The organism is Moritella sp. (assembly GCF_013215705.1).
Taxonomy (GTDB): domain Bacteria; phylum Pseudomonadota; class Gammaproteobacteria; order Enterobacterales; family Moritellaceae; genus Moritella.
Genome location: NZ_JABSQR010000016.1, coordinates 105,627 through 122,593 on the forward strand (window position 1 = coordinate 105,627; position 16,967 = coordinate 122,593).

14 protein-coding genes and 1 pseudogene are annotated in these 16,967 nt (G+C 41.4%); 8 read left to right on the forward strand and 7 right to left on the reverse strand.

The genetic code is table 11. The features are described from left to right. Positions 1 to 165: 165 nt before the first annotated feature. The 6 genes and pseudogenes from HRT96_RS12315 (at position 166) to HRT96_RS12340 (ending at position 5,295) form a co-directional block, all read left to right on the forward strand. Positions 166 to 306 (forward strand): hypothetical protein, encoded by a 141-nt coding sequence (locus tag HRT96_RS12315; RefSeq protein ID WP_293157022.1) that lies wholly within the window; start codon positions 166 to 168, stop codon positions 304 to 306. Then, positions 284 to 891 (forward strand): annotated as a pseudogene (locus HRT96_RS12320) (transposase); the annotation flags it as partial. The gene HRT96_RS12315 and the pseudogene HRT96_RS12320, both read left to right, overlap by 23 nt. 232 nt (positions 892 to 1,123) lie before the next feature. Beyond that, positions 1,124 to 1,534 carry a polyketide cyclase gene (locus HRT96_RS12325; RefSeq protein ID WP_293156992.1) on the forward strand — a complete coding sequence of 137 codons (411 nt, stop codon included), beginning with the start codon at positions 1,124 to 1,126 and terminating at the stop codon, positions 1,532 to 1,534. Continuing rightward, positions 1,535 to 1,978 (forward strand): MarR family winged helix-turn-helix transcriptional regulator, encoded by a 444-nt coding sequence (locus HRT96_RS12330; RefSeq protein WP_293156994.1) that lies wholly within the window; start codon positions 1,535 to 1,537, stop codon positions 1,976 to 1,978. A 596-nt stretch (positions 1,979 to 2,574) separates the two neighbouring features. Next, the gene (locus HRT96_RS12335) at positions 2,575 to 4,137 is read left to right on the forward strand and encodes a methyl-accepting chemotaxis protein (RefSeq protein WP_293156996.1); all 1,563 of its coding nucleotides are present in this window, start codon (positions 2,575 to 2,577) and stop codon (positions 4,135 to 4,137) included. A gap of 315 nt (positions 4,138 to 4,452) precedes the next feature. Beyond that, a complete protein-coding gene (locus tag HRT96_RS12340; protein ID WP_293156998.1) occupies positions 4,453 to 5,295 on the forward strand; it encodes a mechanosensitive ion channel family protein in 843 nt (280 codons plus the stop codon). Between the two features lie 125 nt (positions 5,296 to 5,420). Here HRT96_RS12340 and oleD read toward each other — a convergent pair whose 3' ends face one another. From oleD to HRT96_RS12375, 7 genes are all read right to left on the reverse strand, one after another. Next, entirely contained in the window at positions 5,421 to 6,488 is a 1,068-nt protein-coding gene (oleD, locus tag HRT96_RS12345) for a 2-alkyl-3-oxoalkanoate reductase (RefSeq protein ID WP_293157000.1), read from the reverse strand. Positions 6,489 to 6,513: 25 nt separating this feature from the next. Next, positions 6,514 to 8,250: an olefin beta-lactone synthetase gene (oleC, locus tag HRT96_RS12350; protein ID WP_293157002.1), complete on the reverse strand. Its 1,737-nt coding sequence runs from the start codon at positions 8,248 to 8,250 to the stop codon at positions 6,514 to 6,516. Between the two features lie 5 nt (positions 8,251 to 8,255). Continuing rightward, positions 8,256 to 9,134 carry an alpha/beta fold hydrolase gene (locus HRT96_RS12355; RefSeq protein WP_293157004.1) on the reverse strand — a complete coding sequence of 293 codons (879 nt, stop codon included), beginning with the start codon at positions 9,132 to 9,134 and terminating at the stop codon, positions 8,256 to 8,258. A 16-nt stretch (positions 9,135 to 9,150) separates the two neighbouring features. After that, entirely contained in the window at positions 9,151 to 10,200 is a 1,050-nt protein-coding gene (locus HRT96_RS12360) for a 3-oxoacyl-ACP synthase III (RefSeq protein ID WP_293157006.1), read from the reverse strand. A gap of 326 nt (positions 10,201 to 10,526) precedes the next feature. Next, positions 10,527 to 11,765 carry a DUF5692 family protein gene (locus HRT96_RS12365; protein ID WP_293157008.1) on the reverse strand — a complete coding sequence of 413 codons (1,239 nt, stop codon included), beginning with the start codon at positions 11,763 to 11,765 and terminating at the stop codon, positions 10,527 to 10,529. A 48-nt stretch (positions 11,766 to 11,813) separates the two neighbouring features. Continuing rightward, the gene (locus HRT96_RS12370) at positions 11,814 to 12,752 is read right to left on the reverse strand and encodes a DUF5692 family protein (protein ID WP_293157010.1); all 939 of its coding nucleotides are present in this window, start codon (positions 12,750 to 12,752) and stop codon (positions 11,814 to 11,816) included. A 652-nt stretch (positions 12,753 to 13,404) separates the two neighbouring features. Then, a complete protein-coding gene (locus tag HRT96_RS12375) occupies positions 13,405 to 14,628 on the reverse strand; it encodes a multidrug effflux MFS transporter (RefSeq protein ID WP_366051833.1) in 1,224 nt (407 codons plus the stop codon). A 293-nt stretch (positions 14,629 to 14,921) separates the two neighbouring features. On the opposite strand from HRT96_RS12375, the gene HRT96_RS12380 reads away from it, so the two are divergent. Together HRT96_RS12380 and HRT96_RS12385 are read left to right on the forward strand one after the other, a co-directional pair. After that, positions 14,922 to 16,325, forward strand: coding sequence for an alpha/beta fold hydrolase (locus tag HRT96_RS12380; protein WP_293157013.1), 1,404 nt, complete (start codon positions 14,922 to 14,924; stop codon positions 16,323 to 16,325). Positions 16,326 to 16,524: 199 nt separating this feature from the next. Beyond that, on the forward strand, positions 16,525 to 16,908 hold the full coding sequence (locus HRT96_RS12385) for a hypothetical protein (RefSeq protein ID WP_293157015.1): 384 nt from the start codon (positions 16,525 to 16,527) through the stop codon (positions 16,906 to 16,908). The last annotated feature ends 59 nt before the right edge of the window (positions 16,909 to 16,967 follow it).

A 16,967-nucleotide genomic window follows, 5' to 3' on the forward strand; every position in this document is an offset into this window, starting at 1 on the left:
TGTCATAAAAGATGAGTTAAAGCGCTCCTTGTGGGTAATGCCGCTCACTTAAGGAGCCCTGTCCCGAAATCTGTGTAATTGCCTATCATTAACTTAATCATATTAAGGATAGGCAATTATGACAACGCAAGCACTAGAAGCCTGTGCAAAGGAAGCTGCAAAATCTTGAAATCTCAGCAAAATCTCCTCTATTTTAGTCAAACTCTCACTAACATCACCGTTGAAACTGCGCTCAATGCAGAGCTAGATGAACATCTTGGTTATGAAAACACATTTACTTGCTCAATCAACGATCCAAGTACTTGATGAAAAAGATTGAACTGCACAGCAAAAATCATACATGTGGGTTTATCGTAGCAATGAATACACGGCAAAGCCGGTTGTAATCTACGATTACCAACCGAGTCGCGCACGTCGCTGCCCTAAAGCATTCTTAATGGGGTTTTCAGGTTATTTACAATGCGATGGTTACAGTGCTTATGAAAAAATCGACGATATAATTCCTGTTGGTTGTTGGGCTCATGCAAGACGTAAGTTTCACGATGCCTTAACCGCGCAGCCCAAAAGTAAAATAGGCGTGGTCATTAGCTATACCTTAAATCAATGGGAAAGCTGAGGCGTTATCTTTATTCGGGTGAATTAGGGATTGATAATAACGTCACTGAACGTGATATCAGGCCATTTACCACAGGTCGGAAAAATTGGATGTTCAGTCAATCAGTGGATGGTGCAGATGCGAGCGCAGTACTTTACAGTATTGTGATGACTTGCCGTGCGAACGATATAAATCCGTATTTATACTTCCAAAAATTCTTCATAGAACTGCCGCAGTGGGATGGACTTGCTGATTTAAGTGATTTATTACCTTGGAATGCAGGTCTAAAAGCCTGATGATATCAGGCTTGGCCGCTTAACCAACCGCTTACATTAAATCAGAGTATCAAGAGTTTGATGATGAAAGGCATGAGAAATCTCTTAGCGATGCCTACATAGCTATCGAAAAGCTTGTGGAGCATCTTTCTTTGGTATAGTTGGATCTTCTCTTAATCGAAGTTATCAGGAAGTTGACAATAAATAGTAAACTCGTTTACTATTTATTGTCATTCATTAGCAGAGAAAATACATGATTATTGAAGAAAACATCGAAATTAACTCAACTCCACAGCACATATTCTCGATTTATAAAAATGTCTCTAATTGGTATGTTTGGGATAAAGAAGTCAAAGAATCTAGCTTAAACGGTTCGTTTATAAAGGGGAGTTTTGGTAGTTTAACGCCATCAAAAGGCCCAAAATCTAAAATCCAGCTATCCGAAGTAGCAGAAGATAAATCTTTTACAGTTGAGAGTAAATTACCTTTTTGTGTCATGCATTTTGAACATCATTTAATATCGAAAGGCGACACTGTTTTGGTAACACATAAGGTTAGATTTAAGGGGCTACTTAGTGTTGTGTTTCGCAATATAATTGGTAAGAAAATTAAGAACGGTTTACCTATTACACTCAAAGGTCTGAAAAGTTTAGCGGAGAAATAAATGATATTCAAAGCAGATGACCCCATGGGTAGTATCGGATTGCAATTTTGGAACTTGTACACGAAATGGAATACAGCAATTGCAGTAAACCTGAAGCCGTTAGGATTAAACCATACTCAATTTGTTATCCTTGCTGCGACTCTTTGGTGTGAAAAAGAACAAACCAGTCCTTCTCAAGCTAAAATATCGGCCTTAACAAGTATTGATAAAATGACTTTGTCTAAAGCCTTGAAAAGATTAGTTGAAAATAAATTGGTGGTAAAAAGTAAAGCACTAAATGATTCACGAAGTTTTGTTTTAAAACTGTCTGAAACAGGTAAAGACCTAACTCTGCAAGCAATTAGTGTTGTGGAAGAAATCGATGATAAGGTTTTCGGTTCATTAGGAACTGCAAAGAAAGAAAAATTTCTGTCTTTGATTTTGGAATTTAATCGTTTCAACTAAAAGTCAGGCATCATTTTTCATGTTTGTTGCGCAACCGATACATAGTTGCTGTGATCCAGCCTTGGTTAGATTAGATATTATGCAAAAGCGCTCTCCCTTCTATAGTGACTTGTATCGCATATTACAAAAGTATTACAAATAAGCATTTTCATTAGAATCGATGCGAAAGGGATGTTCATTAAGACAGCGCAAAATGATCCATCCAGAATTACGGGTTAAAGTTAGTTTTAAAGTGGTAAAATAAGCATTAGAGAGGACTTTTTGTCTGAATAGTGAAAATGAGACTGCGTATCATTCCCTTCATGTTCAATCGGCCGTATATCGACGATTTGATTTCTAGATTAAGAATGTCACCAATGAGCCATTACAATTGTAAAAAGTAGATTCAGTAGCTGTAAACGCACCTTAAATGAACAATTTTCAATGTCCTGTAACATGGCGCCATGTTATTCTAATTTCTCAACCTATGCTCTGATTCATAAGCGGGGGGAGAATGTTTTAATTATTGTAATCTACTGATTCTAGATGATAAAAAGTGGAATAAATACACCGTATTTAATTACTTTAACTGGATGATAACACCAAGGATGTCGTGTATGAAAAATTTAATATTAATAACGGTATTGGTAATGTTTGCGATCGCAGGCATAACAAGTATCACCTCTACTGCTTATATATCTAATCAAAAAATTGATGACATTATATTAAAAAAATCCCAAGCAAAGGCTGAAGTAATTGCTAAAAATGTCGAGTATGTATTACAAAAGTCTGCCCAGCCATTGGTTGATTTACAAGAGTTAGTAGTGTCACTTTCAGAGCGTTCAGATATTATCTACGCGGTTTTCATTGACCGAAAAATTCAGGCTGTTGCACATAGCGATATAAACAAGTTAAATAAGATTTATAAAGATAACTACACCATGGCGGGCGCAGGGAAAGGAGAGCAAAAATTCTCTAAATGGTATGCGGATGTACAACAAATGTGGGTGTACGACATAATGGTCCCCGTTTACGATAAGAATGGTGAGCTATTGGGTGCTTTTGATATTGGCATCCCAATTTCAGAAGTAGATGATGCTGTAACAGACATTGTGCTCACTCAGTTAATCGCAATCACCGCCATTTTTCTGATATGTGCCTGCGTGTTGATGTGGCTACTGGGTCGATTTTTCAAACCGCTTGTTGGCTTGCAACAGGCATTAGAAGATATATCAAAAGGCGATGGAGACCTTACCGTTAGGTTACCTGTACAAGGAACAGATGAAATAGCCCATATTTCTAAAGCATTCAATATTTTTGTGGGTAATATTAATGAAATAATTTCCAAAGTTGTCGAAACGGGCTTAGGTATAGGTCGTTCAGCGACTGAACTTCGCAGTCAGTCTCAGCTAGGGTTATCAAGAGGTCAAGCGCAAAGCGAACGAACGTTATTAGTCGCAACTTCAATAAATGAAATGATCGCGACTATTAATGAAATATCGCAAAATGCGGCGGGTGCAGCAAATTCGGCTAATGGTGCAAATAGCGAAACTCAAGCAGGGCGTAAAACATTACAAGACTCATCTAATACCATCAATAACCTTGGTGGTGAAATGAATAATATGTCATCGGTTATCACATCATTAGCGGGAAAAACACAGTCAATCGGGTCCATTCTCGACGTGATAAGAGGTGTTTCAGAGCAGACTAATCTCCTTGCACTCAACGCTGCAATTGAAGCTGCTCGAGCCGGTGAGGCTGGTCGAGGTTTTGCTGTCGTCGCAGATGAAGTCAGAAATCTTGCTACTAAAACTGCACAGTCGACCGATGAAATTCAAAATATGATTAATCAGTTACAGCATGAGGCAAAAAATGCGGTAGAGGCGATGGAGAGTAGTCGAACTTTAACCGAAGAAGGTACAAGAACCACCGCTCAAGCTCTGGAAATGCTCGAAAAAATATCAGTGCAAGTCATTACAATCCTTGATATGAATACCCAAGTCGCAACGGCTACCGAAGAGCAATCTTGTGTAGCAAATGAAATCAATATCAATATGGATTTGGTCAATAACTCTGTTCAAGAAGGCTTGATCGCTAGTCAGGAGCTAGAAACTTCGAGTAAAACCCTAGAGCAGCTTGCTCAAACTTTAGATCTTCATGTAGGTTCATTCAAAATATAATATTTAAGGCTTCTAATTATAAGGGGCTCTTTATTATTTTCAGATAGTGAGTGTGACGACGTCACGCTCACTATCCCATTAACCTTTCAGTCATCATCCTCAACTCAGACTTACTGTCGAATTTCTGCCAGTTACGATCTTAGCGTAATAACTAAAAACCTCTTTTGTTCTCGATAACCTAGTCTTATATATAGAATTCCGTATCATAAGCTGTGATGAGATAAACAGCCAAGCCATAGACATAAACATAATTGAGCGAACGCCAATAAGTATTGGCAAGCAGTATCATTATTCAGAGAATTAAAGGACAACAATATGGACGAGATCGCGTTAAAAGAAGAGCTAGAACAACTACAGAACGTGTATACCATAATAACTGAATTTGTGGTGGAATACAGTTTCCAGATTTTTGGTGCGATGATTATCTTCATCATCGGCTTGTGGGTGGCAGGTAAAGTTCAACGCTTTATTGCAGCCCAATGTGTAAAGCATGATGTTGATGTCACCCTGAGCGGATTTATTTCCAACGCTGTGCGCATGCTCGTTATTGTGATGGTCGCTGTTATTGCATTGGGTAAACTCGGGATCAGTGTGGCGCCGTTTATTGCTGCCGTAGGTGCGTTGGCATTGGGTGCGGGTTTGGCCCTACAGGGTATGCTGTCAAACTACGCCGCTGGGGTTACCATTATTTTAACTCGCCCGTTTGTGGTGGGTCATACCGTCAAAATCCAAGGGGTCATTGGCGTGGTTAAGGAGATCACTCTCGGGATGACTATCCTCACGAATGAAGAGGGTGATGAGATCCGTATCCCCAACAAGCACATCGTTGGTGAAATTCTGCATAATTCCTTCGAATACATGTTAGTGGAAGCTTCTATCGGCATTAGTTACAACGACGATCCAGAACAGGCCATTGCCACTTTGGGTACCGCGCTGGCTAGCATTGATGCAGTAGCCAAAGATCCAGCTGTGAAAATAGGCATTGAAGCCTTTGGCGATAGTTCAATTAATTTGGGCATACGTTTCTGGGTGCCGACGAAAAACTATTATGAAGTGAAATACAGCGCTAATTTGAAGATGTTTCAGGCACTGAAGCAAGACGGAATAACCATACCCTTTCCACAGCGTGAGGTACGATTACTTTCAGAAACGGTTTAAGCCCGCGATGATGGAACTCGACGAATTGAAAATTAATAGGGTAAAGCCTAGTGAATGGAAGAATCGCAATTTGTTAATTTCAATTAACCCCTACTTTATGTAATGTTAATTTTATCCTTTAAATCTTAAACTTTAATGTCTGCTGATAAGGAGGCTTTAAGGCGCTGCATACCTTCGTCAATAGACACCAGAGGCTGGTAACCCAGATCGGCTTTAGCCGCGCTGATATCAAAGTAATGACTAGTCGACAATTGACGAGCGACAAAACGCGTCATCATCGGCTCTTGGGTTTTGCCAAGCCACTGGTATACCTTCTCTAGCACGGTACCGACTATGTAGGCCAGTAGTGCTGGTACGCGTTTCGTCACCGGTGGTAAATCGGCACAATCAAGTATTTTATTGAGCATGCTGGCCATCGTGATCGGTTGATCATTACTGACAAAATAACTATTACCGGCGCAACTTGGCGTGGGGTCTGCGAGTCTTAGCGCAGCCAGAATATGGGCATAAGCAGCATTATCAATGTAGATAGTATCAACCAGTTTATCTTCTTTACCGACTAATTTTAATCGACCGAGTTTGGCTCGGGCAATGACGCGTGGCACCAGATGTGGATCACCGGGTCCCCAAATTAAATGTGGCCTTAAGGCAACGGTTTTGAGTCTATCGCTATTCGCGGCCAGTACCATTTTCTCGGCCAGCGCTTTGGATTGCGCATAATAATTTAAGAATGATTGAGCGTAAGGTTGCGATTCATTGATCCCAGCTTCGTCTTCGCCCGTAAATGTCACACTTGGGGTGCTGGTATATACTAAGCGCTCGATAGCCAGTGACTGACTAGCCTGAATGATATTGGCAGACCCTTCCACATTAGGTCGATAATAATCAGCTTGCGAACCCCATACACCCGCTTTGGATGCGACATGAAAGACCAAGTCACAGTCCTTCATCGCCGCTGTGAGCGCCGACAAATCACAGATGTCGCCCTGTACCATGTTGACACCTAACGTTGATAAGTGCGGATAATGACCACGGGCGAACCCGGTTACTTTAATACCGGCGGCAGTTAATGCCAGGCAGATACTGGTGCCTAAAAAACCACCAGCACCAGTGACAAATGCATGTTTGGTGGTCGCGGCTAATGCAGTAAGGGCGCGCTGTTCTGCGGGCGGACGCGAGCTGAAATTCGACATATTAAGACCTTGTTTGGGAATACTGTCAACGATTGTAAGGTGCTTGTTTTTTCGCCCAAACCGCTAGTTTTTCACGAAATATTTTGGCATTGTGGCGAATATCAACAGGAAAATCAGGGTGAATTAAAAACGCGTTGATCGCGGATGTTTGCTGATGCTTATTGCCAATCACGTTAAGTTCGTTAAATAACTGCTCAGTAGAGATGACAGCATCATGTTCTAATTCGACACACAGTAACGGGATGGTTTCACCTTGGTATTGGATCCCCACCAGTGCGGTACGTCTCACTTGCTCATGGGTATTAAATATACGCTCACAAGGGATCGGAAAATAGCGTTGACTCGGCGTGACGACACTGTGGGCTTTACGTCCACACATCCATAACTGGCCTTGTTCATCCAAATATCCCAGATCCCCCATGCGGTGTCGAAACACTGGCTGTGACTCAGTGCTCGTTGGGTCTTTGATCTTGGCTTGTTGAGTGGCGACGTCGCGGCGATAATAGCGCTGACTGACCACTTGTCCTTTCACTACTATCTCACCAATTTGTTGGGTTGGTAAGGTTAACTCATCATCCCAATCTGTAATGACATCTTCGCTGATCGCAATAATGGCTATCTCAACATCTTTGATTGGCTGACCAACACAGATCCCGCCACCATTATCTGTAATGTCTTGCATAGTTAGCAGTGCTTTACTGCCAATTTTCGTAAGCGGCAATGACTCTGTAGCACCGTAAGAATTCCAGACTTCTACATTGGTATTCAGCAAGCGAGTAAAGCGTGAAATTGACGATAAGGTTGCCGGAGCGCCCGCAGAGATCACGCGTTTCAAACTGGTTAATATCTGCGGTTTATCGTGTTTGCAGCCCGCTTGACCAAGGATCTCGATTAATGCCGGATTAGCAAACAGGTTAGTGCACTGGTATTTTTCAATGGCAGCAAAGATAAAGTCCGGGTTTGCGGTTATCGGTTTGCTGGCATCCATATCGGGCACAATTGACGCCATGCCCAGCGCCGGACCAAATAGCGAGAATAATGGAAAGGTACTGAGATCCCGTTCTCCGGGTTTGATACCGTAATCATCGCGGAGCGCTTGTATTTGCCCTTCAAACATTTGGTGACTGTAAACCACGCCTTTAGGCACGCCAGTACTGCCACTAGTGAATAATATGGCGCACAAGTCACTGTTATCAAATAGCGCAATAGGATAAGGCTTAACCTGCTCATCTTGCTGTTTATTGGGGGTTAAATTGGTACGATACTCGGTTAATAAACGCAGTAAGCTCATTTGCCCAGTGAGGCGCGACAGTATTTCACAACCGCCGACGGTAAGGCTAAATTTGACACTGTCTTTACCCCAGCCAAACAGTTTACGCGCGATATGGGCTTTGGGAATACCAATGAAAGCATCGGGAGCCGATTCACTAAAACATTGTTTTAGATTGCGAATGCCCATTCCTGGATCAACCAAGATCGGCACGATACCGGCTTTAAATAATGCAAAGGTCAAGACAAAGAAATCGATGCTTGGCGTGACCATTAATACCGCTTTCATTCCTCGTTTTATGCCATAAGCATTTAGCGCATAGGCGAGCTCATCACTTTGCTGATCAAGAGCGGCTAAATTAATCTCGTCATAAACCAATTGCCCTTTACAACTCTGCTGTACAGCGACGGCGAGCGAGTCGGGGGTCGCGAATGCGGCTTGTGAGAGGTGGCGACAGAAATTAATCGCCTCTGAGGTTGCGTTAATGGTCATACAACTTAACGCTTATCGGTCATGAAGTCGGTGATCAATGCAATGACTTCATCACTGGCGTCTTCCAGAATATAATGACCGCAGTCATCAAACTCATTTACTTGCGCGTGCGGCATGCGTTGTTTCCATTGTGCTAAAAAGTGTTTATCAAACACAAAATCTTTTAATCCCCAGCAGATCAGGGTTGGCACTGTCGAAAACTTAGCCAGACTATCGCCAATATCGGTGACTAACTGATAATTGCGGTCTTCAGGTTTTAGCGGAATGTCCTGCACAAAACGTAAGGTGGAAATACGGTTACGCCAAGAGTTAAAAGGCGATACATAAGCGCGGCGAACATCTCGGCTCATGGCTTTGCGACGGACACCAACAATCGACGCGATGGATGAAAAGGCATTAAAACCGCGCACTAAAAACGTGCCGACAATGGTATTACGACAGATCCACAATGGCAGTGGAAACGCTTTTGATAACGGCAGGTGAAAAGCCGCGGTATTTAAGATCACTAGGCGTTTTATCCGGTCTGGATATCGCGCCGCGTAACCCATACCTATCATGCCGCCCCAGTCGTGGACGACTAAGGTGATGTTCTCTTTAACATCCAGATGCTCAAGTAATGCTTCCAGATCATCAATACGGCTGGTTAAGGTATAGTCGTAATCGTTATCATCGGGTTTATCAGACAGACCGCAACCAATATGATCGGGTACAATACACTGATAATTGCTACTTAATGCCGAGACCAGATTACGATAATAAAACGACCAACTTGGGTTACCGTGAACCATGACGACAGGCTCTCCGGTTCCTTCATTGAGGTAATGATATTGCTGACCATTACGGTCAAGGAAATTACGTTTAAACGGAAATAATTTATCTAACATATTTGAAGTATCCAAGTTACCACTTTAATCCAAGCATCATACAATTTAAGCCACTGCCTATTCCTAAGAAGCTCACGTTGTCACCTTTCTTCAAAAAGCCTTCTTCGTCGGCCATCGCGGCTGTCACTGGCAGTGATACTGTGCCCATGTTCCCCAGGTATTTGAAGGTCGGAAATTCTTTTTCAACTGGAATATTTAAGGCGGTTAACACTTTCTTTTGGTTGGCTGCGCCCACCTGATGACAAATCACTTTATTGACATCTTCGGGTGTCCATTGGCGTTGCGCTAAAAATTGCTGCCAGGTTTCTTGCGCCAGTGATACGCCTTCTTTAAGCAATTTGACTGCGTCGGTACGCATATATTCACGGTATAACTGCGTATCGATTTCTTTCAATCCCCACTGGCATAGGTCGTGATGTTCAGGCGCAGATAAGTGCGTGGCCCCGAGTAATTGGTGATTGTGAGACCCAGCTAAATTTAAACTGCCATCGGTAAGTAATATGGCTACTGCGCCAGAACCGCCGGTCAAGGTCGCCAGTGATGTGGCGTAATTTCTGATGGTCGGATCGGCTAACATATCATCGATAGTCACATCAACAATGTGACGTGCAGATTCACAAGAAACCACTAAACCAGCTTTGATCTGGCCCAATTCGATGCGGTTGGCGATATCTAACATGCCGGACAAGGCCCCTAAACAGGCGTTGCTAATGTCATAAATGGCGGTGTTATTAGATACGCCCAGTTTTGCGGCGATACGGCAGGCTGTTGCTGGTTCGTGCTGATCACGGCAAACTCCGGTATACACCACAGCGCCGATATCGCTGACATCGATGCCAGTTTCATCCAGGGCTTTTTGTGCGGCAATTAACGCGCCATCAGATAACATGTAGTCTTTTGGCCACCAGCGACGTTGGGTAATACCAGTGAGAGCGGCAAGTTGGCCCACAGGAATGCGCAGCTTTTGATATAAAGGAGCTAAGCGAAGCTCCAGAGCTGTACTTGTTATGATTTCTGGAGCTAGTTCATAGGTCAGGCTATTAATAAAAACGCGGTTATATTTCATGGCTAGGTCATTTTGCTCAATAATTAGGCGGATTATCGCCTCATTCTAATTATGTTTACGTTATTTGAGCAAGAAAGCGTTGATTATTCAACTAAAAATAACAATTATATAATGGAATTAATATAAAAGAACGGTTACGCAATGAGAATGAGGCATCTTTTGGGTGCGTTGAGATAGCGCTATAATGATGCTAAGGAGAATGTTGGTTTATGCTTAGCGGAATATGCGTGGTCGCAGCTGCTATAATACCGAATTAACAAGACCGAGCGGATGTTATCCTGAACGGTCTTTTTATACTCACTAATTATTTAAACGTACCGAAAGAATTATGTTATTACAGCCTGAGCATTGGCTTTATTTGCTTTTTTAACTTGATAGAAACGTACCAGCTGAATAACACACATTATATTAAGTACTAAACTAAGTACTGCAATTGGGTATGTTAATGATTCGTCTCTTGGGAAAATCCACAAATTGCGTTCGTAAAATTGGGTAAAGGTAAAATAGAACATAAACCAGATAGCCAATGTATAAGCACGAGCCTGTAACCATGTTCCTTTCTTGATAAATAAGGCCGGAATCGTTGCCGCGATAATAACCATCAATTGCGCGGACGCAGAGGCAGGGAAGTTCAGGTAAACATAAGTGAAATTCCACACATCATAAGCGATGATCCAAAGTGTGGTCATTTGTGGCCAGATCATATCCTTCTGCGCAGAATTATCTGCCTTAATGCCTTTCCAACCATAGTAACAAGTTAGAATAGATAACACCCCGGCAAGGCCGTTAAGAATGTTCGGAGTGAATCCCATACTAAAGTCTTGTCCTACCGCTTCTGCAATATTACCTGCAAGGAAGAATACACAGAACATTTTAGCTGCATTATACTCATGTACTTTAGTAAATCGCATCAGTAAGAAGAATACACACGCAAGGACCACAGAATAAACTTTTGCCCATTTAAACCAGTATACGACGCCTTGGTATGGCCAAACAAAGATACTGAGCACGATTGAAAGACCAACGAAGAAAACAAAACCACTCCATTTAAAGCGACGGAATAGCTCGTTTAACAGGATCAACACAAACAAGGTTAAAATAATGTGCAACTTAGCAATAAAGCTATGCCAGCGCAGAAGTTTAAATTCAACATCCTTCTCAAGGATCAGGAGTGAATCTCCCGGTACATTCAGATTTACCTGGATATTTTCTGCATCGATGATAGTTAAGCTGGCGATATCAAAATCTCGGATCGCACTGCCTTCTAGTGGGTGGATAGTAATTGCTTGACCATTCAGCGACCACTGATGAATTTCGTGTTCATCTTGGCCGTTGAATTTTTTTTCAATGAGCACTTTACCATTCGTCTCAAATTCTAAATGATAAGATAACCCACCTTTACCTGGCATTCCCTCCAAAATAATTTGGTACATGCCAATTGTAGGTAGTTCCTTTTGGCCAAGCGTGTTAGCCGGATCATCCTGAGCCCATGTATTAAAAGATACGGCGCAGCACAAGCAAAGTATTGCTGTGAGCCATTTCTTTATGACGTTAGTATTAATCATATTGTTTCCTTTATATTCTAGTACTCTATGTTTGATTACATAAAATTGTTAAGACTGAACAGAGTTGGTTTGTTCCAACTGTTTTCTATTCTCGGGTTTATTGTGGAAATAGAATCGAGAGCAGAATCCAGCATCTGCATTCGCAACTTCCGTATCTGCATATATACCTGCGGGTGCTGTAGCAGGGTGTCTGAATTTTTGATCACACTTACCGGTATACATCTGCCAGTTGTACCAAGTAATGTAGACAGCACCACAGACAATGTTGAATAAGCCCCAGTTATCCACGAACATTTGGTTTGCCCAAGCAGACGAATCCATGAACGGCAGGACATCGGTTGTAGCCAACTGAATAACAAAGAAGGCCAGCGTATAAATACGTCCCATGATGTATAGATCATGACGGCCAAATAATGAATAAAGCTCACAAGCGATTAAAATAGCAAGACCGCCAGCAAACTCGTCAGGAATACAACCGAGTAAAAACGCCGCATTCCAAGTGGTGTACAGGAAGCACCAGCCTAATGGGAAATCGACGATCAAGTCACCACAGGTGATCTTTTCAACACGCCAAAACTTGCCCACAAACGGAATCGTCAGCACCAGAATGAAGCCGGTTAGCGAGTTCATATAGTTACCAAATTGCCAATCACGGATAGAGGCTTCAGTAATGTTTAACGCGAGGACGAAGAATAAAAACCACAGGGTCCAGGGTTTCTTAAATATTTCCCAAAACGCGCCTTGTTTTTTTTCAAACACGGCGATACGCATGAAGCCAACAATAACCATGGGTAATAACACACTAATAATCTTTGCCCATTCAAACCAGTTATCTCGGTTGGCAGCCCAGAGCGGACAGGTAAACAAAGACAGAATGATAAATGCGGCACCAATCTTGCGATAGCGCCTGCATACTTCTGTTAGTGCAAAAGCGATCAATGCGTAGACAATTATGGCAATAATAATTGTTATATTTGAGGGTTCCATATTTCCTTTCTCCTAAAAACGATGAATAAATAAACCGATTACAATAGTAAAATACCAGCAGGTACTTTGGGTTATGCATGGTTAATTTAACGTTTAGGCTCCTTAATCAAGTGGCGCCTTAACCTTCTATCTTCCCTTTGGTTTAGAGTTATTACTCTAAATTAAGGGTGAGAAAAACCATAGAAAAAATCTATTTGCTGTAATTGATATTATAACAGTACAACTAACATTATTGTCTTACTGGGCGTTATAACACCAGATGAACTCGTGGCTAAATGTTCTGAGTACAGGAGTTACTTTACGGTTTTCGCTTTTAATTCTCTGTATTGGTAATATAACGTTTTCTCATTAATTACTACCCATAAGAGGGTATCAGTACTGTGGGCTAATAAAGTGATCTATTTCAAATTATGATTAATTGCTGATAAATATTGAATATAAATAACCTTCAACACCATGTGGCGTAAACAAGCTAAATTTTCTGTACTGTTGTCACGATGAATTTGACACGGAAGACCGATACGTGAAAGGAAGCTATCGATGGGTAATCGTATTACTTTACAATAGTGAGGCGAATTATCGCCTCGTTTCAATTACATAGATTACGTTAACGTTATTTGAGCTAGGATGCGGTGCAGATTCAACTAAAAGTTTATTTCGAGTTATGCGCGTTTAAGGTTAAAATAGGGTTTGTTTTTATATACCTACGTCGGCTATGCGTTAATATCAGCGCAATGGCTAAACCTGTGAGTAAATAGAAGATCCCCAAACTAGTCTGATTGTTGATAAAATGCTTGATTAAAAAACCACCGAACAGCCCGGCAATACACATCTGTACCGAACCCGATAATGCAGACACCGCTCCGACTTGCTTACTGTGTGGTGCCAGTAACATGCTTATCGATAATGGGAAGCTGATCCCTTGTGCTATGGATAGTAAAGTAAAACCAAATATCAGGTTGCGCAACGACATCTCATTAAACACTAACCAACAGCCAGACATCATCATAATGCTCGATGCTAAGTACATTAGCTGATTGGTGGTGAAGCGCTTATTTAGTTTATTTAAGATCAAGCTGCCCATTAATAATCCTGCAGATGGGATGATCATCACTTCTCCGTACTCTGCTGCACTGAGATTTAGTCCATCTTGTAATAAAAAGGGCAGTAGTGATACAGAGACCAGACTCGATAAATAACCGATCCAGTTATAGCTTGCTGATGAAATGACTTGATAGTTTCTTGACAGGTGCCAGTAGCCGAGCAGGGTCTTTTTGATATTAAATTTTGTCACAGCATGAGGTAGCGTTTCAGGCAAGACAAAGTAGCCCAAGGTGAAAATGGCCAATAGATAAACGAGTACAAAGCTAAACACGGATTGCCAGCCAAAATGCCATGCGACCCAGCCGCCGACAACAGGTGCCAAAATAGGCAGGATAGATGCTGTTACGGACATATAAGCCATCGCTTGAGTGAGTTGACTGCCACTGTAACTATCGCGGATCACACTGCGGCCTAATACCGATGCACTACCTGCGCCTAAACCTTGTAATAAGCGACCTGCAATCAGAGCGGTATAACTGTCGGGTAATAGCACACACATGAGTGTACCGACTAAATAGATACCTTGACCGAGTAAAAATACCGGGCGACGACCAATCGCATCAGATAAGGGCCCATAAAAAAGTTGTGATAATCCAAACCCGAGTAAAAATAGGGTAACAAGCTGCTGAATGTCGGCTTGGGGCACCCCAAGATCACGGCTTATCAATGGCAATGAAGGCAGATAAATACTGACACCCACTTGTCCAGTGGCAATGATCATCATGGCTAAGGCAAGTGGGATTTTGTTAAATGGCATTTGATTTATATTCATGTAGTCAGTGTATATTAAGGCTATATAAATGATAATCCGATTTATTGGAACGTCATTAAGTCTAAGTAGGACTTAATGTAGGCGGTATTTGTAGCGGCCAGTCATTCACAATATCGCCATGCCGATTAGGCCCAATGGACGAGTGATACATAGCCTTCAGGAGCTCAATCAATTATTTTTGTGATCTGTTACTTGAATTATTATCGACTCGGTAACGAGTACTAGGTGTTTAGAGAGCTATAGCTTACTATTAATTGTTATTTTTCAATTGGTTGCTTTGTTAAGGGTGAAAGATGTTAAGAAGATTACCAATATGCATGTTATTGCTGATATCTGCGTGTTCTAGTCAACAACAAGAACAGCAAATAAAAGTAAGCGTTGAACCGGAACCAGTTGAATTGCGACTTGCAGAGCATTGGCAATTATCCTATTTTGATGAGCAGATATTTAATAGCAAAGTTGCCGTGTTAGAAGCTGGCAACAAGCATAACCCGCCTGTCATTTTGATTCATGGGCTTGGCCAAATAGGTATGAAAGATTGGTTTAGTGTTATTCCAACTCTTGAAAAAAACTACCATGTGATAGCCATCGATCTACCCGGTTTTGGCCTTTCTGCTGCTAAGGGACGCTTTCTGTCGACTAATTATGCCCATGTTATTGCTAAAATTAGCAAGCAATATAGTAGTGAAAAGGCGATTATCATTGGTCACTCTATGGGCGGGGCGGTCGCTTTACGTTATACCGAACTGTATGCAGAGTTAGTTAAACAGCTGATTTTGGTGGATGCTGCTGGACTATTAGAAAAATCAGCATTTATTAAGCACATTGTGGCCTTTGAGCCTGGTGATGATTCATCTACGTTTCTGCAACAGCAAATTGAAGGGTTAAACGAGGTTAGCTCATCAATCATAGAGGCTACGACCAAAAGTACTTTGATAACTAATTTTTTACAAGATAATGATTATGTATGGAATTGGTTAGTATCCGACTCAAGCAATATGAATGCCGCGTTAAGTTTGGTTGAAGAAGATTTTAGTCAAGCGGTTAATCAGGTTGCTGTACCGGTTAATATTATTTGGGGTGATAAAGATAATGTCGCACCACTTCGCACAGGAAAAGTGCTTAATAAACAAATGAGCCACGCACGTTTACAGGTGATTAAAGGAGCAGGGCATGTGCCGATGAAAAGCCACCATGCTGACTTTATGAGTGCTTTAGAAACTGCACTCAACGAACCTATCACAGATAAATATAGTCTACCAAGCACAGGGGAAAACCAAGGCATTTTAACTTGTCAGGGGGAAAATGATAAAACCTATTCCGGTCATTATGATGCGATTGTAGTGAAAGACTGTGGCAGGATTCGATTGATAAACATCAGTACAGGAGGTTTGTTAATTAAAGATTCTGTAGTGGAAATTGAGAATTTAACCTTTTCCAGCCAAAGCAGCTCGCTAACGTTTGACGAATCGGTTGTTACCATGACCAATGCTGACATATCTGGGCATAACACAATGTTAATTAATGGTAGCCGTTTGGATATGGCTGGCATTTCTATTCAGGCGACAGGGGATGCGGTGATGGTAGGTAATGGGTCTCGAATCTCAGTGTCTCTCAGTGATATTAATAGCCCTAAATATAAAGGGGTGGTACATGGTATTTTTTATCTTAGAAATCAGCCATTGATAGAGCAATAATGTTGATTTTATGTCTGTGATTGAGATAGTTAGTGCAATATGACAGAAACTAATTATTCTCATTTCGATTTCAGATGGTATGGATATGGTGTAATAATAGGTCACATTCTGGGGAAGATCTTCGTTACCAAGACAGTGAGAAAACAGGAAATAAAGCAATAATTACTTATACGGGCACATGGACACCTAAGGTGACAAAATGAATAAATATAATAATGAATATTATATAGTTTTTGAACACTTTAATGAAAATACGCTTTATTTAGCAGAAACGGATCAAACAGAGCCACGCGATATTGGGTGGAAGGAGCTTCAGTTTGGCTTAGAGCCTGCTTTTTTTGAAAATGGGTATAAAGATAAAGCCCATGGTATAAAAAGACCGATAAGCTCCGCACATATGAATGGTAATACAATTATTATTAATAATGACTTAAGGGAAAAAATTAAGCATTTTGATATTGCTGGATTACAACTGTATCCATCAGTGATTATTGACGATGATGATTATTATCATGATGGGTATTGGGTATTAAATAATTACCAACGCCTAGAGTGTCTAGATTATCGGTCGATGTCAACATAGTTGCAATGATGGGTTGTTATTAAGCCGCTAATTTCAGCTCATTTTCTGCTGGTTTATTT